At 61.0% G+C, this 23,150-nt stretch carries 16 protein-coding genes; 8 read left to right on the forward strand and 8 right to left on the reverse strand.

The genetic code is table 11. From position 1 onward, the window contains the following. Position 1 precedes the first annotated feature (1 nt). The 7 genes from KOR34_RS01625 to KOR34_RS01655 form a co-directional block, all read right to left on the reverse strand. Positions 2-1,378 carry a sulfatase gene (locus KOR34_RS01625; RefSeq protein WP_146561612.1) on the reverse strand — a complete coding sequence of 459 codons (1,377 nt, stop codon included), beginning with the start codon at positions 1,376-1,378 and terminating at the stop codon, positions 2-4. Next, complete coding sequence (locus tag KOR34_RS01630) at positions 1,379-3,223, reverse strand: glycoside hydrolase family 97 protein (RefSeq protein ID WP_228714466.1); 1,845 nt, start codon at positions 3,221-3,223, stop codon at positions 1,379-1,381. A 90-nt stretch (positions 3,224-3,313) separates the two neighbouring features. After that, positions 3,314-4,750, reverse strand: coding sequence for a sulfatase family protein (locus tag KOR34_RS01635; RefSeq protein WP_146561614.1), 1,437 nt, complete (start codon positions 4,748-4,750; stop codon positions 3,314-3,316). 3 nt (positions 4,751-4,753) lie between these two features. After that, a complete protein-coding gene (locus KOR34_RS01640) occupies positions 4,754-6,220 on the reverse strand; it encodes a sulfatase-like hydrolase/transferase (protein WP_146561616.1) in 1,467 nt (488 codons plus the stop codon). A 59-nt stretch (positions 6,221-6,279) separates the two neighbouring features. After that, a complete protein-coding gene (locus KOR34_RS01645; protein WP_228714638.1) occupies positions 6,280-7,719 on the reverse strand; it encodes a sulfatase family protein in 1,440 nt (479 codons plus the stop codon). Between the two features lie 36 nt (positions 7,720-7,755). Next, positions 7,756-9,165, reverse strand: a complete 1,410-nt coding sequence (locus KOR34_RS01650; RefSeq protein ID WP_146561620.1) for a sulfatase family protein — start codon at positions 9,163-9,165, stop codon at positions 7,756-7,758. Positions 9,166-9,330: 165 nt separating this feature from the next. Next, positions 9,331-10,293, reverse strand: a complete 963-nt coding sequence (locus KOR34_RS01655; protein WP_146561622.1) for a family 43 glycosylhydrolase — start codon at positions 10,291-10,293, stop codon at positions 9,331-9,333. Between the two features lie 406 nt (positions 10,294-10,699). Here KOR34_RS01655 and KOR34_RS01660 point away from each other — a divergent pair, with 406 nt between their 5' ends. Both KOR34_RS01660 and KOR34_RS01665 read left to right on the forward strand, forming a co-directional pair. Continuing rightward, complete coding sequence (locus tag KOR34_RS01660) at positions 10,700-11,890, forward strand: DNA-binding transcriptional regulator (protein ID WP_146561625.1); 1,191 nt, start codon at positions 10,700-10,702, stop codon at positions 11,888-11,890. Between the two features lie 483 nt (positions 11,891-12,373). Next, positions 12,374-12,682, forward strand: coding sequence for a hypothetical protein (locus KOR34_RS01665; RefSeq protein ID WP_146561627.1), 309 nt, complete (start codon positions 12,374-12,376; stop codon positions 12,680-12,682). Between the two features lie 299 nt (positions 12,683-12,981). Here the strand turns inward: KOR34_RS01665 and KOR34_RS01670 are convergent, their stop codons facing one another. Then, positions 12,982-14,439, reverse strand: a complete 1,458-nt coding sequence (locus KOR34_RS01670; RefSeq protein WP_146561629.1) for a hypothetical protein — start codon at positions 14,437-14,439, stop codon at positions 12,982-12,984. 1,220 nt (positions 14,440-15,659) lie between these two features. Between KOR34_RS01670 and KOR34_RS01675 the strand changes: the two genes are divergently transcribed. From KOR34_RS01675 to KOR34_RS01700, 6 genes are all read left to right on the forward strand, one after another. Beyond that, positions 15,660-16,553 (forward strand): hypothetical protein, encoded by an 894-nt coding sequence (locus KOR34_RS01675; RefSeq protein ID WP_197531051.1) that lies wholly within the window; start codon positions 15,660-15,662, stop codon positions 16,551-16,553. Positions 16,554-16,978: 425 nt separating this feature from the next. After that, on the forward strand, positions 16,979-18,886 hold the full coding sequence (locus tag KOR34_RS01680) for a hypothetical protein (RefSeq protein WP_146561633.1): 1,908 nt from the start codon (positions 16,979-16,981) through the stop codon (positions 18,884-18,886). Between the two features lie 37 nt (positions 18,887-18,923). Continuing rightward, the gene (locus KOR34_RS01685) at positions 18,924-20,168 is read left to right on the forward strand and encodes a hypothetical protein (RefSeq protein WP_146561635.1); all 1,245 of its coding nucleotides are present in this window, start codon (positions 18,924-18,926) and stop codon (positions 20,166-20,168) included. 137 nt (positions 20,169-20,305) lie between these two features. Further along, entirely contained in the window at positions 20,306-20,620 is a 315-nt protein-coding gene (locus KOR34_RS01690; protein ID WP_146561637.1) for a hypothetical protein, read from the forward strand. Between the two features lie 17 nt (positions 20,621-20,637). After that, positions 20,638-21,735 carry a DUF1559 domain-containing protein gene (locus KOR34_RS01695; protein WP_146565752.1) on the forward strand — a complete coding sequence of 366 codons (1,098 nt, stop codon included), beginning with the start codon at positions 20,638-20,640 and terminating at the stop codon, positions 21,733-21,735. A gap of 353 nt (positions 21,736-22,088) precedes the next feature. Continuing rightward, the gene (locus KOR34_RS01700) at positions 22,089-23,150 is read left to right on the forward strand and encodes a 3-keto-disaccharide hydrolase (RefSeq protein WP_197531052.1); all 1,062 of its coding nucleotides are present in this window, start codon (positions 22,089-22,091) and stop codon (positions 23,148-23,150) included.

Genomic DNA, 23,150 nt, shown 5'->3' on the forward strand with positions numbered 1-23,150 from the left:
GCTATTCTGCGGGCGGTGGCATTCTAGCGTCGGAGGTGGCCAGCCACTGGTTGAGCAGGGCGCGCATCCGCTCCGCCCTTGCGGGAGCCTCTGCCATCAGGTTTGTCCGCTCGAGCGGGTCTGTGCTGAGGTTGAAGAGGGCGTCCTTGGTTAGGCCGTAGCCTTGGTAGAATTTCCAGCCGTCAGAAATCACCGCGCTACCCATGTCGTACGCTACGCCGCCGCGGTTGTGCGGGTAATGCCAGAAAAGGGCGTCGCGGTCCAGCGAGCCTGCGCCCTTGAACAGCGGGAGCAGGCTGGCGCCCTCCAACCGCTCAGGATTCGTAGGTGTACCGCCGGCCGCGTGGACAAAGGTCGGGAAGAAATCCATACTACTGACCGGTTCCTCGGACTGGGCGCCTGGGCTAATCACCAGAGGCCAACTGGCAACCATTGGGACTCGCAACCCCCCTTCGAGAAGCGAGCCTTTCTTCTCTGCTAGCCATGCCGTTGGCACATCGCCGCCATTGTCGGAGTAGAACACCACCAGTGTGTTTTCCAGCACGCCGACTGATTCCAACGCGGTGAGCACCTGCCCGACTGCGGAGTCCATGCTCTCGATCATCGCAAGGTAGGCGTCGCCGTGGTTCTTGGCTACCAGCTCTTTGGGCGCCTTGATCGGCGTATGGACCGAATAGAACCAAAGCGTCAGATGAAACGGACTCTCGTGCTCGCTCCGGATGAACTCCGCGGCTTCCGTGCCCAGTCGGTCGGTCAGGTATTCGCCCACAATGCCGTTGCTCAAGGCTCCGTTTCGGTAGGGCGAAAACCACGACTTCGGTTGGCCGAGCGCGCATCCGGCAAGGTTCACGTCGAAGCCGAAGTGTTCTGGATGATGCCTGCTATCGACGATTCCGTTCGCCGACTGCGCCGAACCTTCGCCTGCCAGATGCCATTTGCCCATGAACGCGGTTGCGTAGCCTAGGTCACTAAGTTCTCGGGCGTAGCTAGGGAGTTCCTGCGGCAGGTGATTGATTGATTCCGCATCCACCCGACCACCCTTCGGGGGTCGATGTCGCCTGCCCGCGACGCCGGGAATGTGGGTGGTGAGGTGGAGTCGGGCCGGCGACATGCCGGTGATGCACGCGGCGCGGGTTGGCGAGCAGACACTGGCTGCGGCGTAGGCGCGATTGAACACCATTCCTGAGCGCGCCAGCCGCTCGAGATTGGGGGTGTTGATCGTGGGGTTGCTACCGTCTAGGTCCACCCACCCCGGCCCTAGGTCGTCCGCCATGATGAAGACGATATTTGGGGGCCCACACGCGGCCCCGCCTGCCGCGTGGCTATAGTCTGCAAGCAGGAAGCAGAACGCGGCGGCGGTGAAGAGGTGTGCGGCCATCTAATGTTCCTGTCCTTTGAGATCCAAGGGGCGGAGGAGGATCGCGTGGCCGCCGCCAACCGCCATCTTTGCAGCAAGGATGTCGCCCTGTTTTACGGTGGTGGTGCGGACGGTGTAGGCTTCGGGATTCTCAACGCCGTGGGTGTCTTCGGCGTCCTCGTAGACGGTCGCCTCGTAAACCCTGTTGGGTTCGAGGAAGTCAAGTTTCACCGGTAGCGTCCGTGCAGCCTGGTCGTTTACGGAGCCAACGAACCACGCCTCGCCGCTGCGACGGGCGACCGTTAGGTACTCGCCGATCTTCGAGTTGGGCGCCAACGACTCATCCCAAGTTGTGGGCATCAGCCGCAGGAATTCAAACAAGTCGGGCTTCTTGAGGTACTCCTCGGGCGCGTCGGGCAGGGTAATGATCCCGCTGTACACGACGAGGGTTCGGGCCAGCTCGCTTACAACTGTTGAGATATAGCTGTGCCGTTGCCGTGGACCCTTCTGCCGTTCGCCGGCATTGATGCCCAGGATATCGAAATTGCCGTTGGACATGTCGAGGGGCCCGGTTAGCGAGCTGACCATCGCCATCCGGAGAAAAGACTCTGGGGTGAAGGCTCTCCGGCTGTCTTGCTGGGCGTGGCAGAATTCTCGGGTGATCAGATTGGGCATTGTTCTTTCGACTCCGACCATTGGGGTCGGGCCGTCGTGGAAGTTGACAAGCAGCTTCACCTCAGCCGAGGCGTCGATTGTTTTTCGTGTGAACGCCGCATTGTTCCCCATAAACCCGTACTTGATGGCGGCGGCGTCTAAGCCGGCGTAGTAGCCGAACAACTTGTCGTCGCCGAAGTCGCCTTTGCGGCGGTCATAGTAGAGAATGATTCTCACGCCGTTCTCTTTGGCGTGGTTCATGACCCGCTCGATGTCAACGTCGGGCGAAACCACCATCTCTCCGTCGCCGGCGGATATGAACCAGAAGTCATCGATGGTCAGGTACTCGATGCCATACTCGGCGCAGAAGTTGATCATGTGCAAGTAGCTGCGCGTATCAATCCCGTAGTTGAAGCTGCCGTTGTCGTAGCCGTGGATACGCCAGTCCCAAAGGCTCTTGCCGGGCGCAATCCATCTGGTGTCTTCCATCTTGCACGGCGCCGCCAGGTTCAACGCAACGGTGTTCATGACAAGGTCGCCGGCGGAATCGCCAACGAGAAGCACCCTCCACGGTGTGACGTGGCCTTCGCCTCGCGAGACTGCCGAGCTGAACGCCGATACGCTACCGCCCGACCGATTCGGCCGTAGTCGCATCAGTTCAAATCCTTCAGCAGAGTACAGGTCGGACTCAAGGTACCCCGTGTGCAGCCCATCGGCGCCAACCGAGACCAGCGGAACCCCATTGGCAACGGCTCTCCCCAGCTGCGCTTGAGACTCGTTCGACGCGGGATGAGCGAACCAGTCAACAGAACGCCCACGCTCGCCGGCGAAGTGGGCGACACCCTCGAGCAGCCTGTACTCGCTGACGAACCGCAACTCCTTGTCCCGCGATTCCTCAGACGCGACGAAGCGTATCCCGACCCCTGAGTTGAAGACGCGGCAGACCAGCGTCATGGGTGTGTTGTTCACGTCCAGCGAGAGGGAAAGCTGTCGGTGGTGGTCGGTGATCGTGCTGAACTGACCAAACACGGGTGACCACGATTCTGTGCTCTCTCGGGCAGAGTGACCGACAATGGCGACCGTGGCGCCTGCCAGGATCTCTAGCTTCGAGGGGGCGACGATCTGACGCTCGCCTCTAGCCACGGAGTAGTAGAGCTTCTCGTCGCGGACTTCGAATGTCGCAGCCAGGCTGCCATCCGGCGACCGGACCACGACCGCCTCGCCTATCGGCGCCGCGGGGGTGGGGACGGACGATAGCATCACCGCCAGGGCGACGCCGTAACAGAGAGCTCGCGGATCCATCTAGTTGCCAATCGCTTGCGAAGTGTCGAGCGTTAGTGGTCTGGGCGAGGCCGCGAAGGCGGCGGGCCGGCTGTTCTTAGCGATGTCCGCGGCGAAGTTACGCCGGTAGTCGTTCAGCGTAGCCGCCACCTCCGGTTCCGACTCAAGCAGGTTTTTTGATTCACCGATGTCGTTGTGCAGGTCGTACAGCTCGTGCGGTCGGCCACTGCGGAAGTGCAGCTTCCACTTTCCCGCTCGGACCGCCAGGAGGCGGTTTCCCCGGTGGTAGAAGATCGACTGATGTGGTGTTGCGCTCTCGCCAGCCAGTGTGGGCCAAATGTCCTTGCCGTCGATCACGCGGTCCGCCGGCGTTTGGGCGCCGGCAAGCCCCGCGAAAGTGGGCAGGAGGTCCATGGTGGTCATGATCTCGTCATTGACCGAAGCGGCCGGAATCCTGCCAGGCCAACGGATGACTGCCGGCTCACGCATCCCACCCTCATAGACGGTCCCCTTGTGGCCTCGCAGCGGACCCGGGCTTGGGAAGACGGAGTTCTTGGGGGGCCCGTTGTCCGATGTGAACAGGACCAGGGTTCGTTCGTCGAGCCCAAACTCCCTGAGCGTGTCAAGAATCCGTCCTACCGACCAGTCGATCTCGGCGATCGCCTGCCGGTACAGTTGGTCGCGCAGGTCGTAGTCAATTGAGTTACCCTCTCTGCTCAGCCCGGCCGTGATGTCCGATGGGAGGTTTTGCGCGAAGTCCGGCGAGACGTGCAACGGTTTGTGGGGAATCGGGTGGGGTACGTAGAGGAAGAATGGCCGGTGTTTGTTCACTGCTATGAACTCGACCGCGTGATCAGTGATGCGTTTCGTCAAGAAGTCGGCGTTGGGTTCCTCTTCCACCACCGTCTCACCCTTTAGCCATGGCAGCGGAGGAAAGGCGTATCGGTCTTGCCTGGGATGGAAAGGATGGATGTCGTGGCTGTAAGGGAGGCCTGCAAACTCATCAAACCCTTGTCGAGTCGGAAGATAATCCGGCTGGTCACCCAGGTGCCACTTCCCGAACATGCCGGTGCGGTAGCCGGCGGCCTTGAGCACCTCGGCGATGGTGATCTCGGCTGGGTTCAAGCCCTTGGCGTCCCCGGCAAGGAGCACGCCGTGCTTCGACCCGGCGCCCATCCCCACACGGGTGGGGTAGCAGCCGGTCATCAACGCGGCCCGCGATGGCGTGCAGACCGGGGCGGCGACATAAAAGCTGGTTAGCCTCGCACCCTCCGCCGCCATTCGATCAATGCGGGGGGTGGTGACGTGCTGGCCGCCAAAGCAGCCCAAGTCTCCGTAGCCTTGGTCGTCGGTGAATATGACCACGAAGTTAGGAGGACGAGTCTCACCAGCGGAGGCAAACCCGATCCCAAGAAGCAGCAGGATTGGGAACAGCACCAGAGGCAGGCGTTCAGTCATGGCTTAGTCCTCCGAGGCCTGTTGGTAGTGCGGTGTGCCCTTGAGCCATTCGTAGCCCGCAAACTGGTGGTCTTGTACGCCGCTTCGCCGCCACAAGGGCGGACGGTTTGCTTTGTTCCAGTTCGTCCACTGCATCACCATTCGACGTGTGCGCCGAGGTTCATGACTCACCAGGTTCTTAGACTCGGCAGGATCGCTATCAAGGTCGAACAGCTCAACCTCGCCAGCCGTAAGGACCAGCTTGAAACTGCCTTCCCGCATGGCCCCGGTCTGGTCGCTAGGGCTCTTGCCGGTGTGCCAGTAGATCACATCATGCGGGGCGTCAGTCGATTCGCCTGTGATGTATGCGGTGATGTCGCTTCCGTGCAGGCCGGCCCGATTCAAGTCGCCGCCGGCGAGAGCCAGGGACGTTGCGCCGATGTCTAGCGAGGTTACCGGGTGTTCTAGCACAGCGCCCGGCGTCACCCTCGTCGGCCAGCGGATTACGAGGGGCACCCGCAGCCCGCCTTCGTAGGCGTCGCCTTTCGCCTCGCGGAGTGGGCGGTTGTCGCTGGTGCGTTTCATGCCGCCGTGGTCGCTAAGAAACCAAATGATTGTGTTGTCGGATAGCTCTAGTTCTTCGAGCGTTTCAATCAGGCGACCGACGCCCAGGTCCAATTCATCCACCATCGCGGCGTAAGCTTGCCGGCTCTTAGGCGGCACGCCCGGGACGGCGGACACCGAGTTGGGCAGATGCTGTGCAATCGCTTCAGCCGGCGCAGCAAGGTTCTCGTGAGGGGCGTTGTACGCGACGAACAAGAAGAAAGGGTGGCGGCTATTCTTCTCTATAAATCGGATGCCCGCATCGGTCAGCTCGCGGGTTAGGTGCTTTCGCCACTCTACCGCCTTACTGTTGTGGAGCATCGGTAGCGTGTGGTGCGTGTCCCGTATGCTCCAGGTTCTGGGGTTGGACCTGAAGTGTCCTCCGTACGAGGGGTGGTCCAGCGGAGGGTACATCGATCCGCCGCCGAGGAAGCCGAACCAGTCCGCGTACCCCAGTGCGTTCGGGTGCTGATGGGGCGCGGTCCCCATGTGCCACTTGCCAACGCCGCCTGTAACGTAGCCCTGACACTGGATGTGTTGCGCGACCGATTTAATGCCTGGGGGCAGCCCCTGTTTAGGGTTCAACGGTTGATCCGGGTCGACGTAGTAGCCAAAGGTGGACTGGACCTTGCCGGTGATGAACCCCGCCCGAGACGGCCCACACGTACAACCTGTGACGTAGTCGTTTGAAAAGCGGGCTCCGTCCGCAGCGAGCTGGTCGAGATGCGGAGTCGGGATGTCTTCGCAGCCCTGAAAGCCGACATCTGCGTAGCCCAGATCGTCCGCCATAATGACCACGATGTTGGGTGTCGCGGCTCCGGCGTGCCGTGTTAGGCAGAGCAGAATGCTGCCGGCAAGAAGGACCGCGTTTGTGCGAAAGCTACTCATCCGGCGTTCGATGAGCCTCCGTCGATAGGGCTGCCTGCTTGACTGCATCCGTGCGTCCTTCAGTTAGACGGTTCCGGCGGGAGTGGCGGCCTGGTCGGTCGCGGTCCATCAAGGTCATAAAATCGCATGTGCTCGCCGACGTGGTCGTAGTCGCCGAGGTCGTCACGCATCGCTTGCGCCAATGCGAGCAGGCGTCGCGTGACGCCGGGGTGCTCACCGGCCACGTTTGTCGTTTCGCCGAGGTCGTGCTTGAGATCAACTAGAAACGGCGAGTCGAATCCGATGCGGTCGCCTGACGCGATATGCTTGTTTAGGCTGAACGGTGCTGCGCCGGTTGGCTCTGCGTCGCGAGGCAAGTGCAGCTTCCATCTGCCCTGCCGGACCGCCTGCAGGTGGACCCGCAGGTAGTAGAAGAAGGCTTTATCGGGGTCCGCACGATCAAACTCCCCGTGAAACAGGTGCCGGATGTCTTGGCCGTCGATGACGCGATCTGACGGCGTCTTGGCGCCGGCAAGCGCGGCGAGGGTAGGAAGCATGTCCAGCGTGCTGGCGACCGCATCGCTGGACTTGCCTGACGGGACCCTGCCCGGGCCCCAAACGATGCAGGGCACGCGCACGCCGCCCTCGAACGTCGAAACCTTTCCGCTCCGGAGAGGACCGGCGGAGCCGCCGTGATCGTTGAGGCGATGGCCGTTCGCGAACCCTCGATTCTTTGAGAGCCAAGGGCCATTGTCGCTGGTGAAGATCACGTAGGTGTCCTGGGCCAGCCCCATGTCGTCGACCGCATCGAGTACGCGACCAATGTTAGAGTCGAGCTCTTCAATCACATCGCCGTACAAGCCTCGCTTGCTCTTGCCCTTGAAGTGGGGCGAAGCGGCAAGCCGGGTGTGAGGCATCGTATGCGCGAGGTATACAAAGAACGGCTGGTCCGAGTGCCGCTGCATGAACCGGATTGCCTCATCCGTGTAACGCTCCGTGAGCGTGGCCATCGGCGCGTTAGGCTCGATCAGCTCGTCATTGCGGTAGAGATTGACTGCACGATCATTGCTGGACGGTGTGCCGAAGAACTCGTCGAAACCTTGGCTTGTAGGAAGCAGGTCGGCGTAGAAGTCGGTCTGCGAGTGATTAGCCAGGTCCCACTTTCCGAAGCATGCCGTCGCGTACTCCCTCGTCTTCAACACCTCTGCTATGGTCACCTCTTCCAGGTGCAAGATTGGGTGCACCTGCTTCGTGTTCCCTCGCTCTGCTACCCTCATCGGGTAACATCCGGTCATCAACGCAGCCCGCGAAGGGCCGCAGATGGGCTGCGCATAGAAGCTGGTGAGCCTCAAGCCCGCGTCCGCCATCGCGTCCAGTCGCGGCGTGCGGATATCGGGGGAACCGAAGCAGCCAACATCACCGTAGCCCTGGTCGTCGGTGAAGATGATAACGAAGTTGGGAGGCCGGTCCGACGCGAGCGAGCCCGCACCAGCTCCGACGGCGGCGGACGATGCCCCCACGACACACAGACAAATCCAAAAGGTTCTCATCGGCTCCTACCGCTCCTGCGGGTCGACGAGATCGATTGCCCGCTGATCAGCGCCGGTGAGGCGTACGTCGCCTAGTTCGGAACGCGCCTCGGATGCAATCCTCTGCAATCTCGCAACGACATCGGGGTGGAGGTCTGCGATGTCGTCCTGCTCGCCGACGTCGTTCCTGAGATTGTACAGGCGTGGCTCTTTGAGCGTTACGAATACCCGCTGCCGAATTCTCTTTTTCGACCAGAATGGCTGGTCCTGTGCGGTGCGCGGGAGGTGCAGCTTCCAGTCGCCTTCCCGGACCGCTTGAAGGTTCGTGCCGTTGTAGTAGTAGAGTTGCTTGTGCGGGGACTCGACCTGCTGGCCGGCAAGGATTGGCCAGATGTCGCGCCCATCAATCTTGCGGTCCTGAGGCGCTTCCACATCGGCGAGGCCGCAGATCAATGGCAGAAGGTCCATGCTCGACAGTGTTGCATCGGAGACCTGCCCGGCCGGGATTCGGCCAGGCCAGCGAAAGATGCCGGGTACTCGGTGACCGCCTTCGATCGTGTTGTACTTTCCGCCTCTCAGAGGCCCTGCCGAACCATGGTAGGTGGGGCCGTTGTCGGAGGTGAACACTACCAGCGTGCTGTCATCGACACCCGCGTCGCGTAGCGCCTGCATGACACGGCCGGTGCTGTGGTCGAGCTCCTTAATGAAATCGCCGTACTTGCCTCTTTTCGACGTGCCGATGAAGTCTTTGCTCGGCAGGTGTGGGGCGTGGACAATGTTGTGCGCGACGTAGATGAAGAAAGGCTCATCCTTCTGCCGTTGAATGAAGTCGACGACCTTGTCGGTGTAGCGTTCCGTCAGCTCTTCGCACGACACGTTGCGTTCTTCGACCTCCCGGCCTCGGTAGAGCGTGTCCGCGTTCGCCCCGCGGGCGGCTTGGTTGCTGCTGTAGTTGCTGGGGATGCCAAGGTACTCGTCGAACCCCGCATCAACCGGGTGTGAACCTGCGACGTCAATGCCAAGGTGCCACTTGCCCACCATAAGCGATCTGTATCCGGCAGACCTCAGCAACTCTGGGATTGTGATCTCATCCGGCAGCAGGCCATAGTTCCTGTACTTCGGGACCGCCGAGTTTCTCGCGACTGGGTAACCGCACCGCATCGGATACCGACCGGTCAGCAGGGCCGCGCGGGAGGGGCTGCACACGTTGGCCGGGATGAAGAAGTCGGTGCTTCGAAAGCCGTCGGTGGCCAAAGAATCGATATAGGGAGTCTCGACTCCCTCCGGCGAATAGCAGCTGATGTCGCCGTACCCGAGGTCGTCGGCAAAGATGATGACGAAATTGGGTGGCCGCCCGGACGCAGGGCCAAAGGCTGCTGCGATAGCAACAACGGCGAGTACGCCGGCGATTGCCGGCCGGTGGCCGCGCATTCTCATAGGTGCGGGCCAAGATCCTAGGCCTGTTTCGCGTAGAATCATTCTATATCTCCCGCCGCGCACAGCCGTACGGCCGGTACGTCTGTACCGATCTCGATCGGCTCTGCAAACACCGCAGGCACGTCGCCCGTGGTTTGTTGATCAAGCGAGCGCTCACTCAGCACGCTACTCCGCCACCAAGTCGAAACGTTGCAGGAACGGCAGTTGGTTCTTTCGACGCGCGATCTCAATCCCCCAAAGTGGGATCGCGCCGGCGCCGCTGTCGGAGAAGGCTTGCGGTCGGTAGCCGCCCGCCGCCCATGGGCCCTCTGCCACGTTGTGGGTCTTAGAAAAATGAACCCCGTCTGCCGCGTACAGAATCGACTCGGTGATCTCATTCGGACCAGTCGTGCCGATCATTGCCGCCACCCCCTTCCCCTGGGGCCAGACGAAGACCTCATGGTTGCCGGCGATAACGGGGTTCTCCAGGTGTTTGACGTAGGGACCTTGGGGTCGGTCGGCGATCGCCAGCCCCATCTTCGTCTGCCCCGGGCTCTTGCCTAGTTGGCGGCCTTTGTAGTACAGCCAGTACTTGTTGTTGCGGACGATCAGGCATGCGTCGTCAACGAGGTGGCTGTCGAACGCTTCGGGGCTGTCGCTGTTCCGCACGAGGGGGGCTGATCCAATACGTTCCCATGGTCCGTCTGGCGAGTCGGAAACCGCCGCGCCAATCTTCGAGTCAGGGCTGAAGGGCTTGGCGAACACTCTCGACGTGCCGGTGTAAAACAACCAGTATCGGCCCTGGGCGACAAGAATGTTAGGCGTGAACACGCTTGCTTCATCCCAGCTACCGGTTTCACCCTTCGATAGGGCCTGGCCTTGCTCGGTCCACTGGCGGCCGTCAGGCGAAGTCGCATACCAGATGGTTGCGTCGTATCCAGAGCTCACCGCTCCCTTTGAGTACCATACATAGTACCGATCCGCAGATTGGATGATGTCGCTGGGGTCTCTGCGCATCACGCCGGGCTCCGCGCCAATGCCGTCTGCAGCCGAGCGAGTAACAACAATCCTTCCGGTACCGGCATGGGCCGACGCGGCAACTACCACCGTTATCAGCGCAAAGCTCAGTCGTGTCGTTGGATGATGCATAGGGAAGCCGCCAAAACATTCACTGCAGTGGCAGCCATTGAAGACGGTACTTGGCCCGAAGGGGCGTGCAGGGCGAATGCTTTTCCCGGGTGTCCCAGAACCCGCGAGATGGAATCGGCAAGGGCGTACGGCTATCCGGGACTACTGAGTCCCATGCCGCTAGACAATTCAATTTAGCTGGCATCTCGTGCCACGTCGTTGAGCTTTTGAGTCAATAGATTTCGAAAATACCGCACAGGTTTATCGCAGGTTGCGGCGACGTAAGTGATGCATCCATAGGGATTTATGTGGTGTGGATGGCTGTGGGGGCGGTTGGTGTGAACTCACGGGATTAGTTTTTGGGTTACTTTGGAGGCGGAGGCCTACTGACCACTAATCTGCCCGTGAGGCCTGCGTAGACGCTGATATGCCCAAAAAGATCGCTCTACTGATCGAGTCGTCGCGGGGGTACGGGCGGGACTTGCTGCGTGGGGTTGCGGCATACACGCGGACTCACGGGCCGTACTCCATCTATCGCCACGAACGCTCGCTCGGCGACGCCGTGCCGTCCTGGCTGGAAAACTGGCGGGGCGACGGCGTGATCGCGCGGATCGAGACGCCGGAACTCGCTGGGTTCCTGGCCGACTCTGGCCTTCCTGTTGTGGACTTACGCGACAAGATCCGTCTGACAGGAGTGCCAAGCATCGAAACCAACGACCAGTCAGTGGCTCGCCTAGCCTGCGAGCACTTCTTGGAGCGTGGCATCCGAAACTTTGCATACTGCGGGTTCCAAGGTCTTAACTTTTCCAGCCGCCGAGAGGCGTTCACCGTCGCGTACCTCGCTGAGGTTGGCGTTTCGCCAAGTGTCTACAACAGTCCCGGAGGAGTGTCGACGGATACCGCCACGACCGAAGCCGAAGGCATCGTTCATCAAAACAAGCTCGCCGAGTGGCTCCGGTCCCTTCCGAAGCACACCGGCCTGATTGCTTGTAATGACATCCGTGGAGCTCAGGTTCTAGGCGTCTGTCGAGAGGTTGGCATTTCGGTGCCCGACGATCTTTCTGTAGTGGGAGTCGACGACGACCGGCTGGTGTGCGAACTGACAACGCCGCCGATGAGCAGTGTCGCGACAGACGCGTACCGCATCGGCTACATGGCTGCCGAGATGCTGGCCGGAATGATGCTGGGAGTCGCCCCTTCTGGAGATAAGTTCTTCGTAGACGCAAGGTCGGTCGTCGCCCGTCACTCCTCCGACCTTCTCGCGATCAGTGATGAGGATGTCGCCTCGGCAATCCGATTCATCCGTGACCACGCGAACGAAGGCGTGTCCGTCGATGATGTCGCGGCCGCTGTAAGCCTGTCGAGAAGCACGCTCGACCGACGTTTCGCTCAGCATGCGGGCACAACGGTGAAGGCGGAGATCACCCGGGTACGCATCGAGCGTCTGAAGCAGCTTCTTGTCGACACCGACTACCCACTGTCGGCCATTGCCAACATGGTCGGCTTTTCGCACGTGGAGTACATGTTGACGATGTTCAAGCAACACACCGGCGACACCCCGGGCCAATTTAGGCGACTGTACCAGTCGCTACGGGGCGAAAGCACTCAGCAGTTTTGACGAAGCGAAGTCTTGTAGCCACCCAATCGTGTCTGCATCGCTTGCGATGCGTTGGCAGATAGCGTCCATGGCGAGCGAGTTCCAGGCATTCTGGATGACAGCTAGGCCGTGGTACTGTGCTTGCTTCCGCCGCCGTCCTTTGCCCCAGCCGAAGAGCCTCTCCATAACCGGCGGTGCGCCGTGCGGCCACTGCAGCGTATACTTCGCGGCGCGTCCTCCCAGCGGGAGCCGGTCGCCAAGGCGCACCACAACACGCCCATCAATGCGCGGTGCCCGACCCTATCCGCAACCGGGCAGAGCGGTTCCACATAAATCGCCGAAGACTGGATCCCGATCAACGCCAGGCCCCATGCCTGGGATGCGCCCCTGATCACGCACGCGGTAAGTCAGAAAGGCGGTGGCAACTTCGAGATCCTTGATCCCGCGGTCGATGAACGAACGAGTCCCACCGGGAAGGCCGGAACCTATCGCCATCCGCATTGGGTGAATGAAGACCCCGCCATTTGCTCGACAAATGTCGCCGAGTACGAGGTCCATGACCCCGAGCAGAACGCCTATGGAGATTGGGCTGCGATCGCCATTGGCGGGCGGTACTACTTATTCTGCGACTACGATCCGGCCGAAGGTCTGTACATGAGCGTGGGGCGCGTCACCGTGTCAGATATCAACGAGCCCTTCAAGTGGTGCGGCCACGTTGAAAAGAGGCGCCCCGCCCCAGACATGATGCTTGCGGAGGGGCGATTCTACCTGGTTACTCAACAAGCGACCGACTATGTCAGCCCTGGCCCCTAGGTGAATGAGGTGTGGGCCTGAGTGGGCGTGGACATCGAAGGCGACGGTCGGGTCGACCGCTGGACTGATTGGCAGAGGATTCGTCAAGAGTAAGATCACGCCCCTAGGTTCTCAAAGCAGGTCGCTAGGTCGCCAGCCAAGGTGGACCTGTCCGACTTGCCCGACGGACGTGCGTTCCGCTTAGAGATTCAGTTGAGAGATGCGACCGAAAACAGCTCAAACCCCATACTGGAAAAAGTCACCGTCTCATTTGAAGAGTTAGGTGGCGAAACAGGAAGGCAGCAAACCAGGCTGAGCGGCTACAACTCCTCCATTAGCGGCCACTGGTCGAAGCTTCTCGAAGCGGATCTCCCGTCGACCTGCAAGATCACCCAGCGGTCTCGCGGGGCGTAGAGGTCGTAGCGAATCCGCGTCCCGTCGGGGCTGGTGAACTCGCTGCGTAGACGTTCGCGGTCCGGGTTTGCCGTCGCGATTGCGGTGAGTACGGCATGAGGGTTGGAAGAATCGCTCAGGTGCATAAGGCCCAGATCTTCGGCCGAGTACACGGAGATACAGAGGCGGTCGCTGCGCTGGTACACCGACCACGCCGCATCCGCTGCATCGGGCGTCCACCCCGTCGGCGTTCGGACCCGTCCCGCCGCTACGGCGAAGCGACGCCAGACGCCGGTGTTGTTCCAGGTGTCAAAGTCCTTTCCAGGGCCTGCCAAGTGGATCACCTCCGAGAGCTGCGACGCGTTGTCATCTAGCAGCAGGGTGGTGGGCCGTGCCACAACGAGAGACGACTCGCCCCGTCCAACCCCACCGGCCGAAAGCAGGTATCCTGGCCCACCTGAGTAGATCTCGGGAGAGCTCGCCGGGCCGTGGCCTATGCGTACGAGGTAGTCTCTCGGCTTGTCGAGCACCCAATGTGCGGTTGTGTCGGGCAGCCTGTAGGGAGACCAGCACGCCCAAAGAGCGTGGTGCAGACCGCCCGCCCGTACCCGCAACTGGGTGGGGGCGTCCGGGGACAAGCTGACCCACGACTTCATCAGCGCGGTGTGGTAGTCGCCGGCCAGGTCGGTGCTGCCCGCGTGCCGGCGCTGCCGTCGGAAAGGAGGAAACTGGCGAAGACCTAGGCTCGCCACGGCGTACTCCCAGTTGAGGCGATCTAGCAGCTTCCGCGCCGCCGCACGAACAGCGGGCGAGCCGAAAGCTTCCAGGTTGAGCAGGGCGGTGAGGGTGTAGCCCTCGTACGGAATCGAATTGAACTCGTAGAATCCCGCTTCGCCAAGTTTCGCTAGGTGCCTTAGGAGCCACTGTTCCAAACCGTTGGCTTTATTGTCGTGGTCGGCGTCCGAACTTCCGTGCAGGCACAGCCAGCGATTCTTGAGGTATCGCGAGCCTTCTGTCATCAGCAGGTGGTTCTCGGTGTCGAGAACGATCCCAAGTGTGTTCGGCACGGACAAGAGCGGACTTCCCCCATCTTCGGTCAACAGGACACCCAGCAGGTGCTCAACGGTCTTCGGGTAGAGCAGGGTGGGGTCATCCCCGAACAAGAAGAGGATCGGAATGAGTGCGGCCAGCGTAAAGTCGTAGTCGCCCTTCTCGTGTAGTGCCCAAGTGGACCCCACGCTCCCCAATGGCGTGGCTTTCTGGAGGTAAGCGTTCGCTTCTTCGACTTCTCGTCGCAAAGCCAGCCGCCCCATTAGGGCACGCGGAGCGTGAACCTTGCCGTGCGTAGCCCAATCCTGAAGCGGCACGCCCGCCCAGTGCTCCAAGACTTGGTCGTTGAGCTGGGAACGCGCGTTCCACGGCTGAGTTCGCCGTTCCGGGACCTCGACATTACCCCGCGTTAGCGGTACAGGCGTCCTCCGCGATGCGCTGGTTGCGACTTTGAAGTACCTGAGAACCAACAGCAGTAGGCAGAGGCAAATGAACCCGCCGAACAGAATACGGCTGCGTCGCAGAAAAGACCGGGCTTTCATGAGGCAAGTCTTTTGGTTCAGAGGACCAAGCCACGCAGCGGATCCTCCTCACGATAGTCGGGCGACGCAGCCCAGCCAAGCAGACACTTGCAGTCGGAACGCCGACCCTTGTCAGCCTACTAACGTTTGCAACGCGGGCGTCCAGCAACTCGAGTCCGGCCCCAAGCTAGTCTATGATCTGGGCGATCGGTCTAGAGGCGATTGCTGCAATCAACTCGCAGGTCCACTAGGGGGCAACCAAGCCTGGACCGTAGAAGGAGCGATGGCTCGGCCCTGCGTAGGCAGCATGGGGCAGAAGGAACCGACGGGAATGCTTGAACCGGCGCCCCCAGACCCGCCCAGGCCCCGTTAGGCAGTTCCTCCATTTCTGAAGAATTGCCCGGGATGGATCGCTTGTCTCCGGTAAATAACTTGCGGAGGAGAGGGGGCTTTGGTTTGGTAGTGGGCCCCTGGGGGCAAGCTGTATGCGTGCGCCGCTCTCACCGAACAATAGGCGATTGGTTGCAGCCCACCGGGAGTTGCTGGCGAGGCGAGGTGCCTTTGCCTCGGCCTGCGGCTGCTCAACTCCGTTTTACTCAAAAGTTTTCAAATTAGTTTCGTAAACCTTCGATAGCATTGCGGACAAACTTCCGTGCCGGCGTAGGTGGATGTATCGCTAAGCGAAGGCTTTTTGTCGCCGGTCCGATTGCTCCTAAATGCTGAGCTCTTCGAGGCTTACTGCGTTGCTTGCTAGGTCCTGATTCTCTTCTTGTCACGTCAAATCAATGAGCTCTTGATGCTGCTTCAGAGGGCGTCGATGTCGTCTGCATTGCCAAGGATGCGGGAGCCGTTTGGTTTGGCCTAGACGGATTTGGCGGCCGACCGGGAGGCGTCTGCCCACTGTTGTCGCGAACAAGAGAACGCTTGTTGTTTCTGCAGCCGGCTCCTGCGCTGTGGAGTATTACTCCTTTGATTCTCTTCTTTAGAAGGTGAAGCGACTAATGATTGTCAGAAAGAACCTTGCCGCGTGCGCGATGGCCATGTCGGCCCTTGCTTGCTGCAATGCAGTCCACGCTTTTGAGCAGATCCCCCTGAGCTCTACGTGGTCCGAGTGGGACACCTCGAACCTAGGTAGCGGTGTGCAGGACCTTTCGGGCCAGTCGTCGACTGGCTACACCACCACGATCAATGGCGTTGTGGGAGAAACGGGTGAGATCCCTCAGGTCTACCAGATCTTTGATCCACTGAGGCTGGATCGGATCGGCGACAAGGTTGAAGTGTCGTTCGATATCCAATTCTCCACCGCTACGGATATCTCGATCGACACCGACTTCCGTGCCGGCATCAGTTCTACCGCGAATAACTCCGGCGCCGTCTACGGGTTTGACGGGGGCCCCCTTGGGGGGACTTCGGTCCGCCTGCGTTACGACTCCAATGGTTTGACCTGGATTGGCGACCCCGCAGACGTGCCTGGCACCGGCTACCCGAACGCCTTTGACGAGACCAACATCAACCATTCGCTCAACGCCAGTGGCACGCTGGGCAGCGGCGGCGGGTCGCCGGCCGGCTCGGCGGTAGGAGAAAACACCACCGAGACCCATTCGTTCTTGCTGTCGTTGGAACGCGTCGCCGGTGGGTTGGTCGGCTCCTCGTCGTGGACCTCCGATGCTCCAGGCGCTGTTCCTGTCGTTAACTCGTACGGTAGCCCCTTCGACGATTCGGCGTTGGCGCTCGGCGCAACCAACAGCATCGACATGATCCAGATCGCCATGCTGGAAGAGAACATCAACAGCACCTATCCGGTCAGCTGGACGGTTTCCAATGTGAGCGTGTCGGGCACACCCGTGCCCGAACCGGCTGGCGCGTTGCTACTGGTTGGAGTGCTCGCGGGAGCCGCGTCCCGCGTGCGGCGGGCTCGTTTGGGTTGACCCGCTGGCTACGCACAGCGGTACGTCTTGGTATCGACACGGGGGAGAGAGCAGCTGCTTGGCATCGTCCTGGCAGGCAGATTCCGGTAGCTGCCTCTCCTCCCTTCTTGCTGGTCAACGAGAACCGAGGAACGCCAATGGGGCGTTGGAAGTATCGAAGTGTTTCGGTCTTGCTTGTCGAATGGGTGTCTGTCAGCGACGAGTCGCTCGGTGACCGGCGCCCGAATAGAGAGGTTACAGCGGTCGCACGCGTTTCCCATCGTTCTTCTAGCTGCTCGGTCAACTTCGGATAGGCCGTGTGGATGGGATGACGAGCAATCGGTTTCAAAGCAGGCGGTCATCTATCACGTGTATCTCTTGAATCAGGCGGTCTGAGGATGCTGGCATCGTTGATACGTTCGCTCCGCCGGGTCGGAGTGAGTCTGATGGTTGCTGGACTAGTGCTGTTCGGTGCGGCGGCGACCTCCGAGGCGCAGGTCATCAACTGGAGCGCCGACGACGGTGGTGGCGCGGGGTCCGGGACGGGCGACTTCTTTGACCCGACGAACTGGTCTACGGGCGTAGTGCCCATTGGAAACAACAAGGCGCCAAGGATTGACGGTGGGGGCACCGCTGTGATCACCGCCGCCGGCACCGGCGCAGGCGTCGACACCGAGGCCCTTAAGGCGGGAGACTCCGCGGGCAGCTCGGGCGCCTACCGAATGGACAGTGGCTACATTGTTGTCTACGACGCGACCGGCTCGGTGCTCGGCAACAACACCAACGCGAGTGGGACGCTTGTCATGAACGGGGGCGCTATCGACTTTGGCGACGTCCCCAACAATGGTGCCGGCGGGGATGCGGCCACACTGGTGATCTCCAACGCCCACGGATCAACAGGCAGGCTAGAACTGCACAACGACGCCGTGCTCCGCAGCCTCGGTGGTTGGGACATCGCCGCCGGCGGGAGCGACACCGCCCACGGCACGTCCGGACTGCCTTCGGGCGCCATCGTTATGGACGGTGATTCTCACGCGAGTCTAGCTGGCGGGATCAACAACAAGGGCGTGCTGAGCATGACCCTTTCACAGAACTCGCAGCTCACCATCGGCAACAGCAAGGGGCCGGCGGATGCAACGGGTTCGTTCAGCATCGGGAGCGGCATTCTGAATGTCGGCGCCCGTCACGGAAACTCTGCGGACATCGTGGTCGAGGACAACGCAGTACTCAATGTGGCGGCTCTGTACAACCAGAAAGCGCGGGCGTCGATTACCGTGCGGGGAAACGGTGAGTTCAACATCTTCAACACGGGAGTCGGTGGAACCCAGCAAGACTTCCGCATGCAGAACTACTTGGGACGCGAGAACTTCGATAACAACGACCCCGACCAGATGTCGAGCACCACTATTACTCTTGAGGGATTCGGCAGGTTTACGGTCGACAGCAATCCCAACCCCTACGCCGCCCCGAGTCAGGACCCGCCAGACGACGGGCACCCGGATCTGATTTCAACGGCTGGACTGATTCTGTCTTCAGGCGACGACGAGCCACTGCACAGCGGCCTCGACTCCAACGACCACTACCGTGGTGGACTCACGGTCATCGATGTCAAAGAGAACGCTGAGCTCTCAGTCGTTCAAGGGTTGTGGATGACCGCCGGCACTGGGGCGACTGCGTCATCGACGCTGAGAATTACTGGACCAGATGCGACCGTCTCGGTTGGCGATCTGATCATGGCGGAGATCGTGGACCAGACGCTTACCGCCGGCGGTGTGACGTTTGGCAGTCCGCTCTACAAGACACGCTCTGGCTCAGCTTCACTGCACAGCGTCATCACCGGGTCGAGTCATTCGATCATTCAGGTCACCGATGACGCCCGTATCGGTAATGGGGAGCTTGTGGTGGAGTTGAGTGGATACAGCCCAGCTGCCGGCGACAGTTATACCCTGCTTCAGACGGGCGACCCCAACGGCGTCGACGGCGAGTTCAAGACCGTCGACCTGAGCCTGGCGCCGTTGACCAGCGGATTGACCTGGGACCTGATCTATAACGCCAACAGTGTGGTCCTGAGTGTATCCAGCGACACGCCCACACCGGTCGGCGACTACAACGGCGATGGTTTGGTGGACGCGGCCGACTACACAGTGTGGCGTGACACGCTGGGATCGACGACAGACTTATTGGCCGATGGCAATGGAAACGGCGAAGTCGATCAAGCCGACTACGATCTCTGGCGTTCGAACTACGGCGCCACCACAGGCGCCGCGGCATCTGCCGGCGCCAATGCTCCAGAGCCCGCCGCCATGGTATTGGCCTTAGCGGTTTCGTGCCTATTGGCTTGTAGCCGTCTTTGATCTTCGCAACCCACTCGCACTAAAGAAGCGGAATACAATGAACTGGTTGATGCAGATGAACGGGCGTGCTGCACGACGCCTTGGCGGCCTGCTAGGGGCGATGGTTGTGTTTGCCGGCGCTCTTGGGCCAGCAAACGCGGCAACTCAGCAAATCATCCTCAATGACGCGTGGTCGGAGCACGACCCTTTCAACCTCGGCGAGGGTATTCAGACACTCTCCGATCAGTCTTCGACCGCCTTTACTTCGGCGCATTCAGGAGCGGTGTCTGACCTGGGCGACCGGCCCCGCGTGTACCAAGAGTTCACGGGTGTCGACACTTCCCAGGTGGGCCAGAAACTCACTGCGAGCTTCGACGTGCAGTTCCACAATATACTCAGTGAGGGCGACACGCAGTTCCGCTTCGGCTACGGCGACAGGACCACAAACCAGGGGTTAGTGCCGATCATGATCGACATTGGCCCGACCAGCGGCAGTGCATGGAGAATGCGCTACGATGACAGTATTAGCGCCACTGAGAACGATACCCCCATCAACTTCCAGCCAGGGAACTATAACAGTTTCCTGAGCGCCAGTGGGACGTTTGGCAGTCGCGGCGACAACCCGACCGGAGAATTCAGCGGCTCTCTGGGGGTGGACACGTCGATTACCCATACGTTTACGACCACGGTCGAACGGGTTGAGCGAAACGTCGACACAAGCTTTCCCCCGGACGGCGTTGCCGACGCCGTCGTGGGCGGGTGGTACTTCACGGTTACGTGGACAAACGATGCCCCCGACGCCGAGACGCTCTTCCTCGACGTCAACAACGCGGACTTTGCGCGCTTCGATGTGGAGAGCGGTCTGGGGGTATACCCGGAGGACTTCTTCAACCGAAACGGACGGATCGAGAACATCGACACGCTGGGCTTTCTGATGTTCAACAACCAGCCCTTCGCCGACGGCGCCGGCAGCTATACCATCTCAAACTTCATTGTGGAGTACGACGACGGCGTGTCTGTCGACGGAGACTACAACGGCGACGGCAGCGTTGATGCGGCCGATTACACCGTGTGGCGGGACACGCTTGGTTCCACGACCGACTTGGCCGCCGACGGCGATGGAAACAGTGTCATTGACCAAGCCGACTACGACGTGTGGCGGAGCAACTACGGCGGCGCCCCAAGCGTCGGGGCCACGACCAGCGCGGCGCCGGAGCCGTGCTCCGCAGTTCTGACGTCGCTGGGTGGTTGGCTGCTGGCCTGCCGCCGCGGGCGCAAGCGATCTACAAGGGGGAACGGATGATGCTTGAAAACCAGAGGCCGCGTCGCTTTCCGGCCCTGGCGAGGACTGTGCTTGGAGCGTCAGTGCTCTCTGCCAGCATGTTTATGGGCTGTGGCGGATCAAGACCGTCGTTTGGCGTGGTGCCGGTTGAGGGCCGTGTGACCTACGACGACGGGACGCCGATCCCGGGTGTTGCGGTTCAGTTCGTTCCGCAGACGCCTCCGCTCGACGCCAAGACCGTCCCTCGGCCAGGCGTTGCGGGCATTGCCGACGACGGGACCATTGCGCAGGTCACTACCTACAACTATGGCGATGGATTGGTGCCCGGCAAGCACAAAGTGATCGTCAAGTCAAAGACCGGCAACGGTCAGCGGACCCAAGCGGTTGATCCCAAGTACAGCAGCTCAGAGACGACTCCGCTCATGGTGGATACCGCGGATTCACCTTTCGAAATCAAGGTCGAAAAGCCTTAGTCAAGGAGAAACGGCAGATGTTGGTTGCGTTCAGAAAGAACCCGGCGCGGGCATTCACCCTTGTGGAGCTGCTAGTAGTCATCGCCATTATCGGCGTGCTGGTGGCGTTGTTGCTACCGGCGGTTCAGGCGGCCCGAGCGGCGGCGCGCCGTACCCAGTGCCAGAACAACATGAAGCAGGTCGGTCTGGCGTTGCTGAACTACCACTCCACCAATGGAGAGTTTCCTCCCAGCTCACAGTGGCCTGTCGGCGCCGACGGAAAGCCACAAGGGCTCACATCCGCCAAGTTCGCCGGGCACCTAGCCAACTGGGTCATAATCTGCCTGCCCTACATGGAAGAGCAGTCGACCTACGACGCGTTCGACCTCAACCTTCCGATTCCCGATCCGCTCAATGAGGCCGCACGGTCGACCAGGATTTCCGGCCTGATGTGCCCCGAGGACCCGAACGCGCAGGTGAATTTCCAGGGGAATACGAAAGCATCGACGAACCACTTCGGCCCCAACTGGGGACGGTGCAACTACGCGGCCAACGCGTCGTTGGGCGCTATGTCTACCAACGGGCACGGCTCGTTCAGCGCAGGTGGCAAGCAGGCGCCGGGTTGGAAAGACTACCGGCTCCGCGGAGTCATGGGCGCCAATTCGTCGATTAGCATCGCCAAGATCACTGATGGGACGAGCCACACGATCCTCGCGGGCGAGATCCGTGCCGGTCTTTATACCTTCGACGTACGCGGCGTGTGGGCGCTCGGAGGATCCCCGAGCGCGCTCTGGCGTCACGGCTACTACGGAGACGCAGCGGGGCCGAACTCTCCTGGTGATGAGGCCGACGACTTTATTGGCTGCACCGACGTAACCCTGGAGTTCGGTTCCAAGCCCGGCCTCGCGCGAGAGAAGATGGGCTGCATTCAACGGACCGGCAACATGCAGCAGACCGCTCGCAGCCTGCACCACGGCGGCGTGTTCGTCACGTTCGCCGACGGGAGCGTCCACTTCGTTCGGGACGACGTTGAGATACGTGTGGATGGGATCACCGAGAACCCGCCGTACGTGTCGGTTTGGGACCGCCTTAACCTTTCGGCGGATGGCGAAGTCCTCAGTGGGGACTTCTTCTAACGTTGTCGGTTGATTTCTAGCGTTGTCGTTTAATCGGCTGCCGCACCACTCTTCCATCGTCGTGCAGCTGTTGGAGTAGACGCATAGGCTCTTGTGAACCGTCAAGCCGCGATCGACGTCGGCCTGGGCGGAGTGTTCAGTTGATGCTGTGTAGGTGCGCCTGCGTGGCTGGGGATCTGGTACGGGACGATTGCGTGACTGGTTTCATTCGCCTGCATGAGCATCGCACAGCTGGGCCTTTGCTAGGGCAGCTAGAGTTCTGGGAACAGCGGGGAACACTGTTGCTCGTATGCTCGGTTTTCGCCGCGGCGTTAGTTTGTATTGCGGCCGCGGCGCAAACACCGTCGGGGTGGTTGATCCACGATCTGGAGCGCCCCCAGCCGCCGGTTGTGCAGCCCGGCAAGCTCTCTCTCCCTACCCCCAAGCCATCTGATGCTCGGGTGTTGTTTGATGGGAGCGACCTTAGCCAGTGGCGCAGCTTCGACGGCGGGTCGCCCAAGTGGGTGATCCGAGACGACTATATGGAGTCGGTACCCGACAGCGGCAAACTGCTCACCGCCGAGGGCTTCGGGGACATCCAACTCCACCTTGAGTGGGCGTCGCCTGCCCACCCCTCCGGGGCTGGGCAAGACCGCGGCAATAGCGGAGTGTTCCTGATGGGCGAGTACGAGATCCAGATACTGGACTCCTACCAGTCGGCCACCTACCCCGATGGCCAAGCCGCGGCCATCTACGGCCAGTATCCTCCGTTGGCCAACGCATGCCTTCCGCCGGGCGAATGGCAGTCGTTCGATATTCTGTTCCGACGTCCCCGGTTCGACCACCAAGGGGAAGTCGTTGAGCCCGCAAGACTTAGCGTGATCCACAACGGCGTATGGGTTCAGGTCGATCGAGAGCTGTGGGGGCCTACCTCCTGGCTCATGAACTTCCCTTACGAGCCACACGCGGAACGGCTGCCATTGGCGCTTCAAGACCACGGCAACCCGGTTCGCTTCCGGAATATCTGGGTCCGAGAGCTCCCAGAACAAACGACGCCACCGTCGAGAAACCTGCGTCCGCACGTTCATGTCGCTGCCGAGAGGCTCGAGACACTGGTGGGAGACTATGGCATCGGGGAGAAGGAGAGCCTCTTCCGAGTCACGATGCAAAACGGACGCCTCAAGTTCAAGGCGCCGGGAAGGCTCCCCCTGGAGCTCGTTCCAGAAAACGCAAACACCTTCCGGCTGCGGTACACGGCGGGTCGTGTTGTCTTCCGTCGCGACGACCAAGGACAGGGCGCCCAGGTGCAGTTCTACCTCGGCGGAAAAGAGTATCTCTCCCGGCGAACCAACTCCCCTCAGAACGACGGTGTGGCGGCTGGCGCGGCGGATTCGAGCAACAGCCTCGGCGAGGCAAACGCGACAACCCAGCTCTAA

The sequence above is a fragment of the Posidoniimonas corsicana genome, from assembly GCF_007859765.1.
GTDB lineage: Bacteria > Planctomycetota > Planctomycetia > Pirellulales > Lacipirellulaceae > Posidoniimonas > Posidoniimonas corsicana.

Bases quoted from the DNA above. Each gene is read 5' to 3' on its own strand.
- KOR34_RS01625 (WP_146561612.1), bottom strand. From the start codon at position 1,378: ATGGCCGCACACCTCTTCACCGCCGCCGCGTTCTGCTTCCTGCTTGCA.
- KOR34_RS01635 (WP_146561614.1), bottom strand. From the start codon at position 4,750: ATGACTGAACGCCTGCCTCTGGTGCTGTTCCCAATCCTGCTGCTTCTT.
- KOR34_RS01640 (WP_146561616.1), bottom strand. From the start codon at position 6,220: ATGAGTAGCTTTCGCACAAACGCGGTCCTTCTTGCCGGCAGCATTCTG.
- KOR34_RS01650 (WP_146561620.1), bottom strand. From the start codon at position 9,165: ATGAGAATGCGCGGCCACCGGCCGGCAATCGCCGGCGTACTCGCCGTT.
- KOR34_RS01655 (WP_146561622.1), bottom strand. From the start codon at position 10,293: ATGCATCATCCAACGACACGACTGAGCTTTGCGCTGATAACGGTGGTA.
- KOR34_RS01660 (WP_146561625.1), top strand. From the start codon at position 10,700: ATGCCCAAAAAGATCGCTCTACTGATCGAGTCGTCGCGGGGGTACGGG.
- KOR34_RS01675 (WP_197531051.1), top strand. From the start codon at position 15,660: ATGGCCATGTCGGCCCTTGCTTGCTGCAATGCAGTCCACGCTTTTGAG.
- KOR34_RS01680 (WP_146561633.1), top strand. From the start codon at position 16,979: ATGGTTGCTGGACTAGTGCTGTTCGGTGCGGCGGCGACCTCCGAGGCG.
- KOR34_RS01685 (WP_146561635.1), top strand. From the start codon at position 18,924: ATGAACTGGTTGATGCAGATGAACGGGCGTGCTGCACGACGCCTTGGC.
- KOR34_RS01695 (WP_146565752.1), top strand. From the start codon at position 20,638: ATGTTGGTTGCGTTCAGAAAGAACCCGGCGCGGGCATTCACCCTTGTG.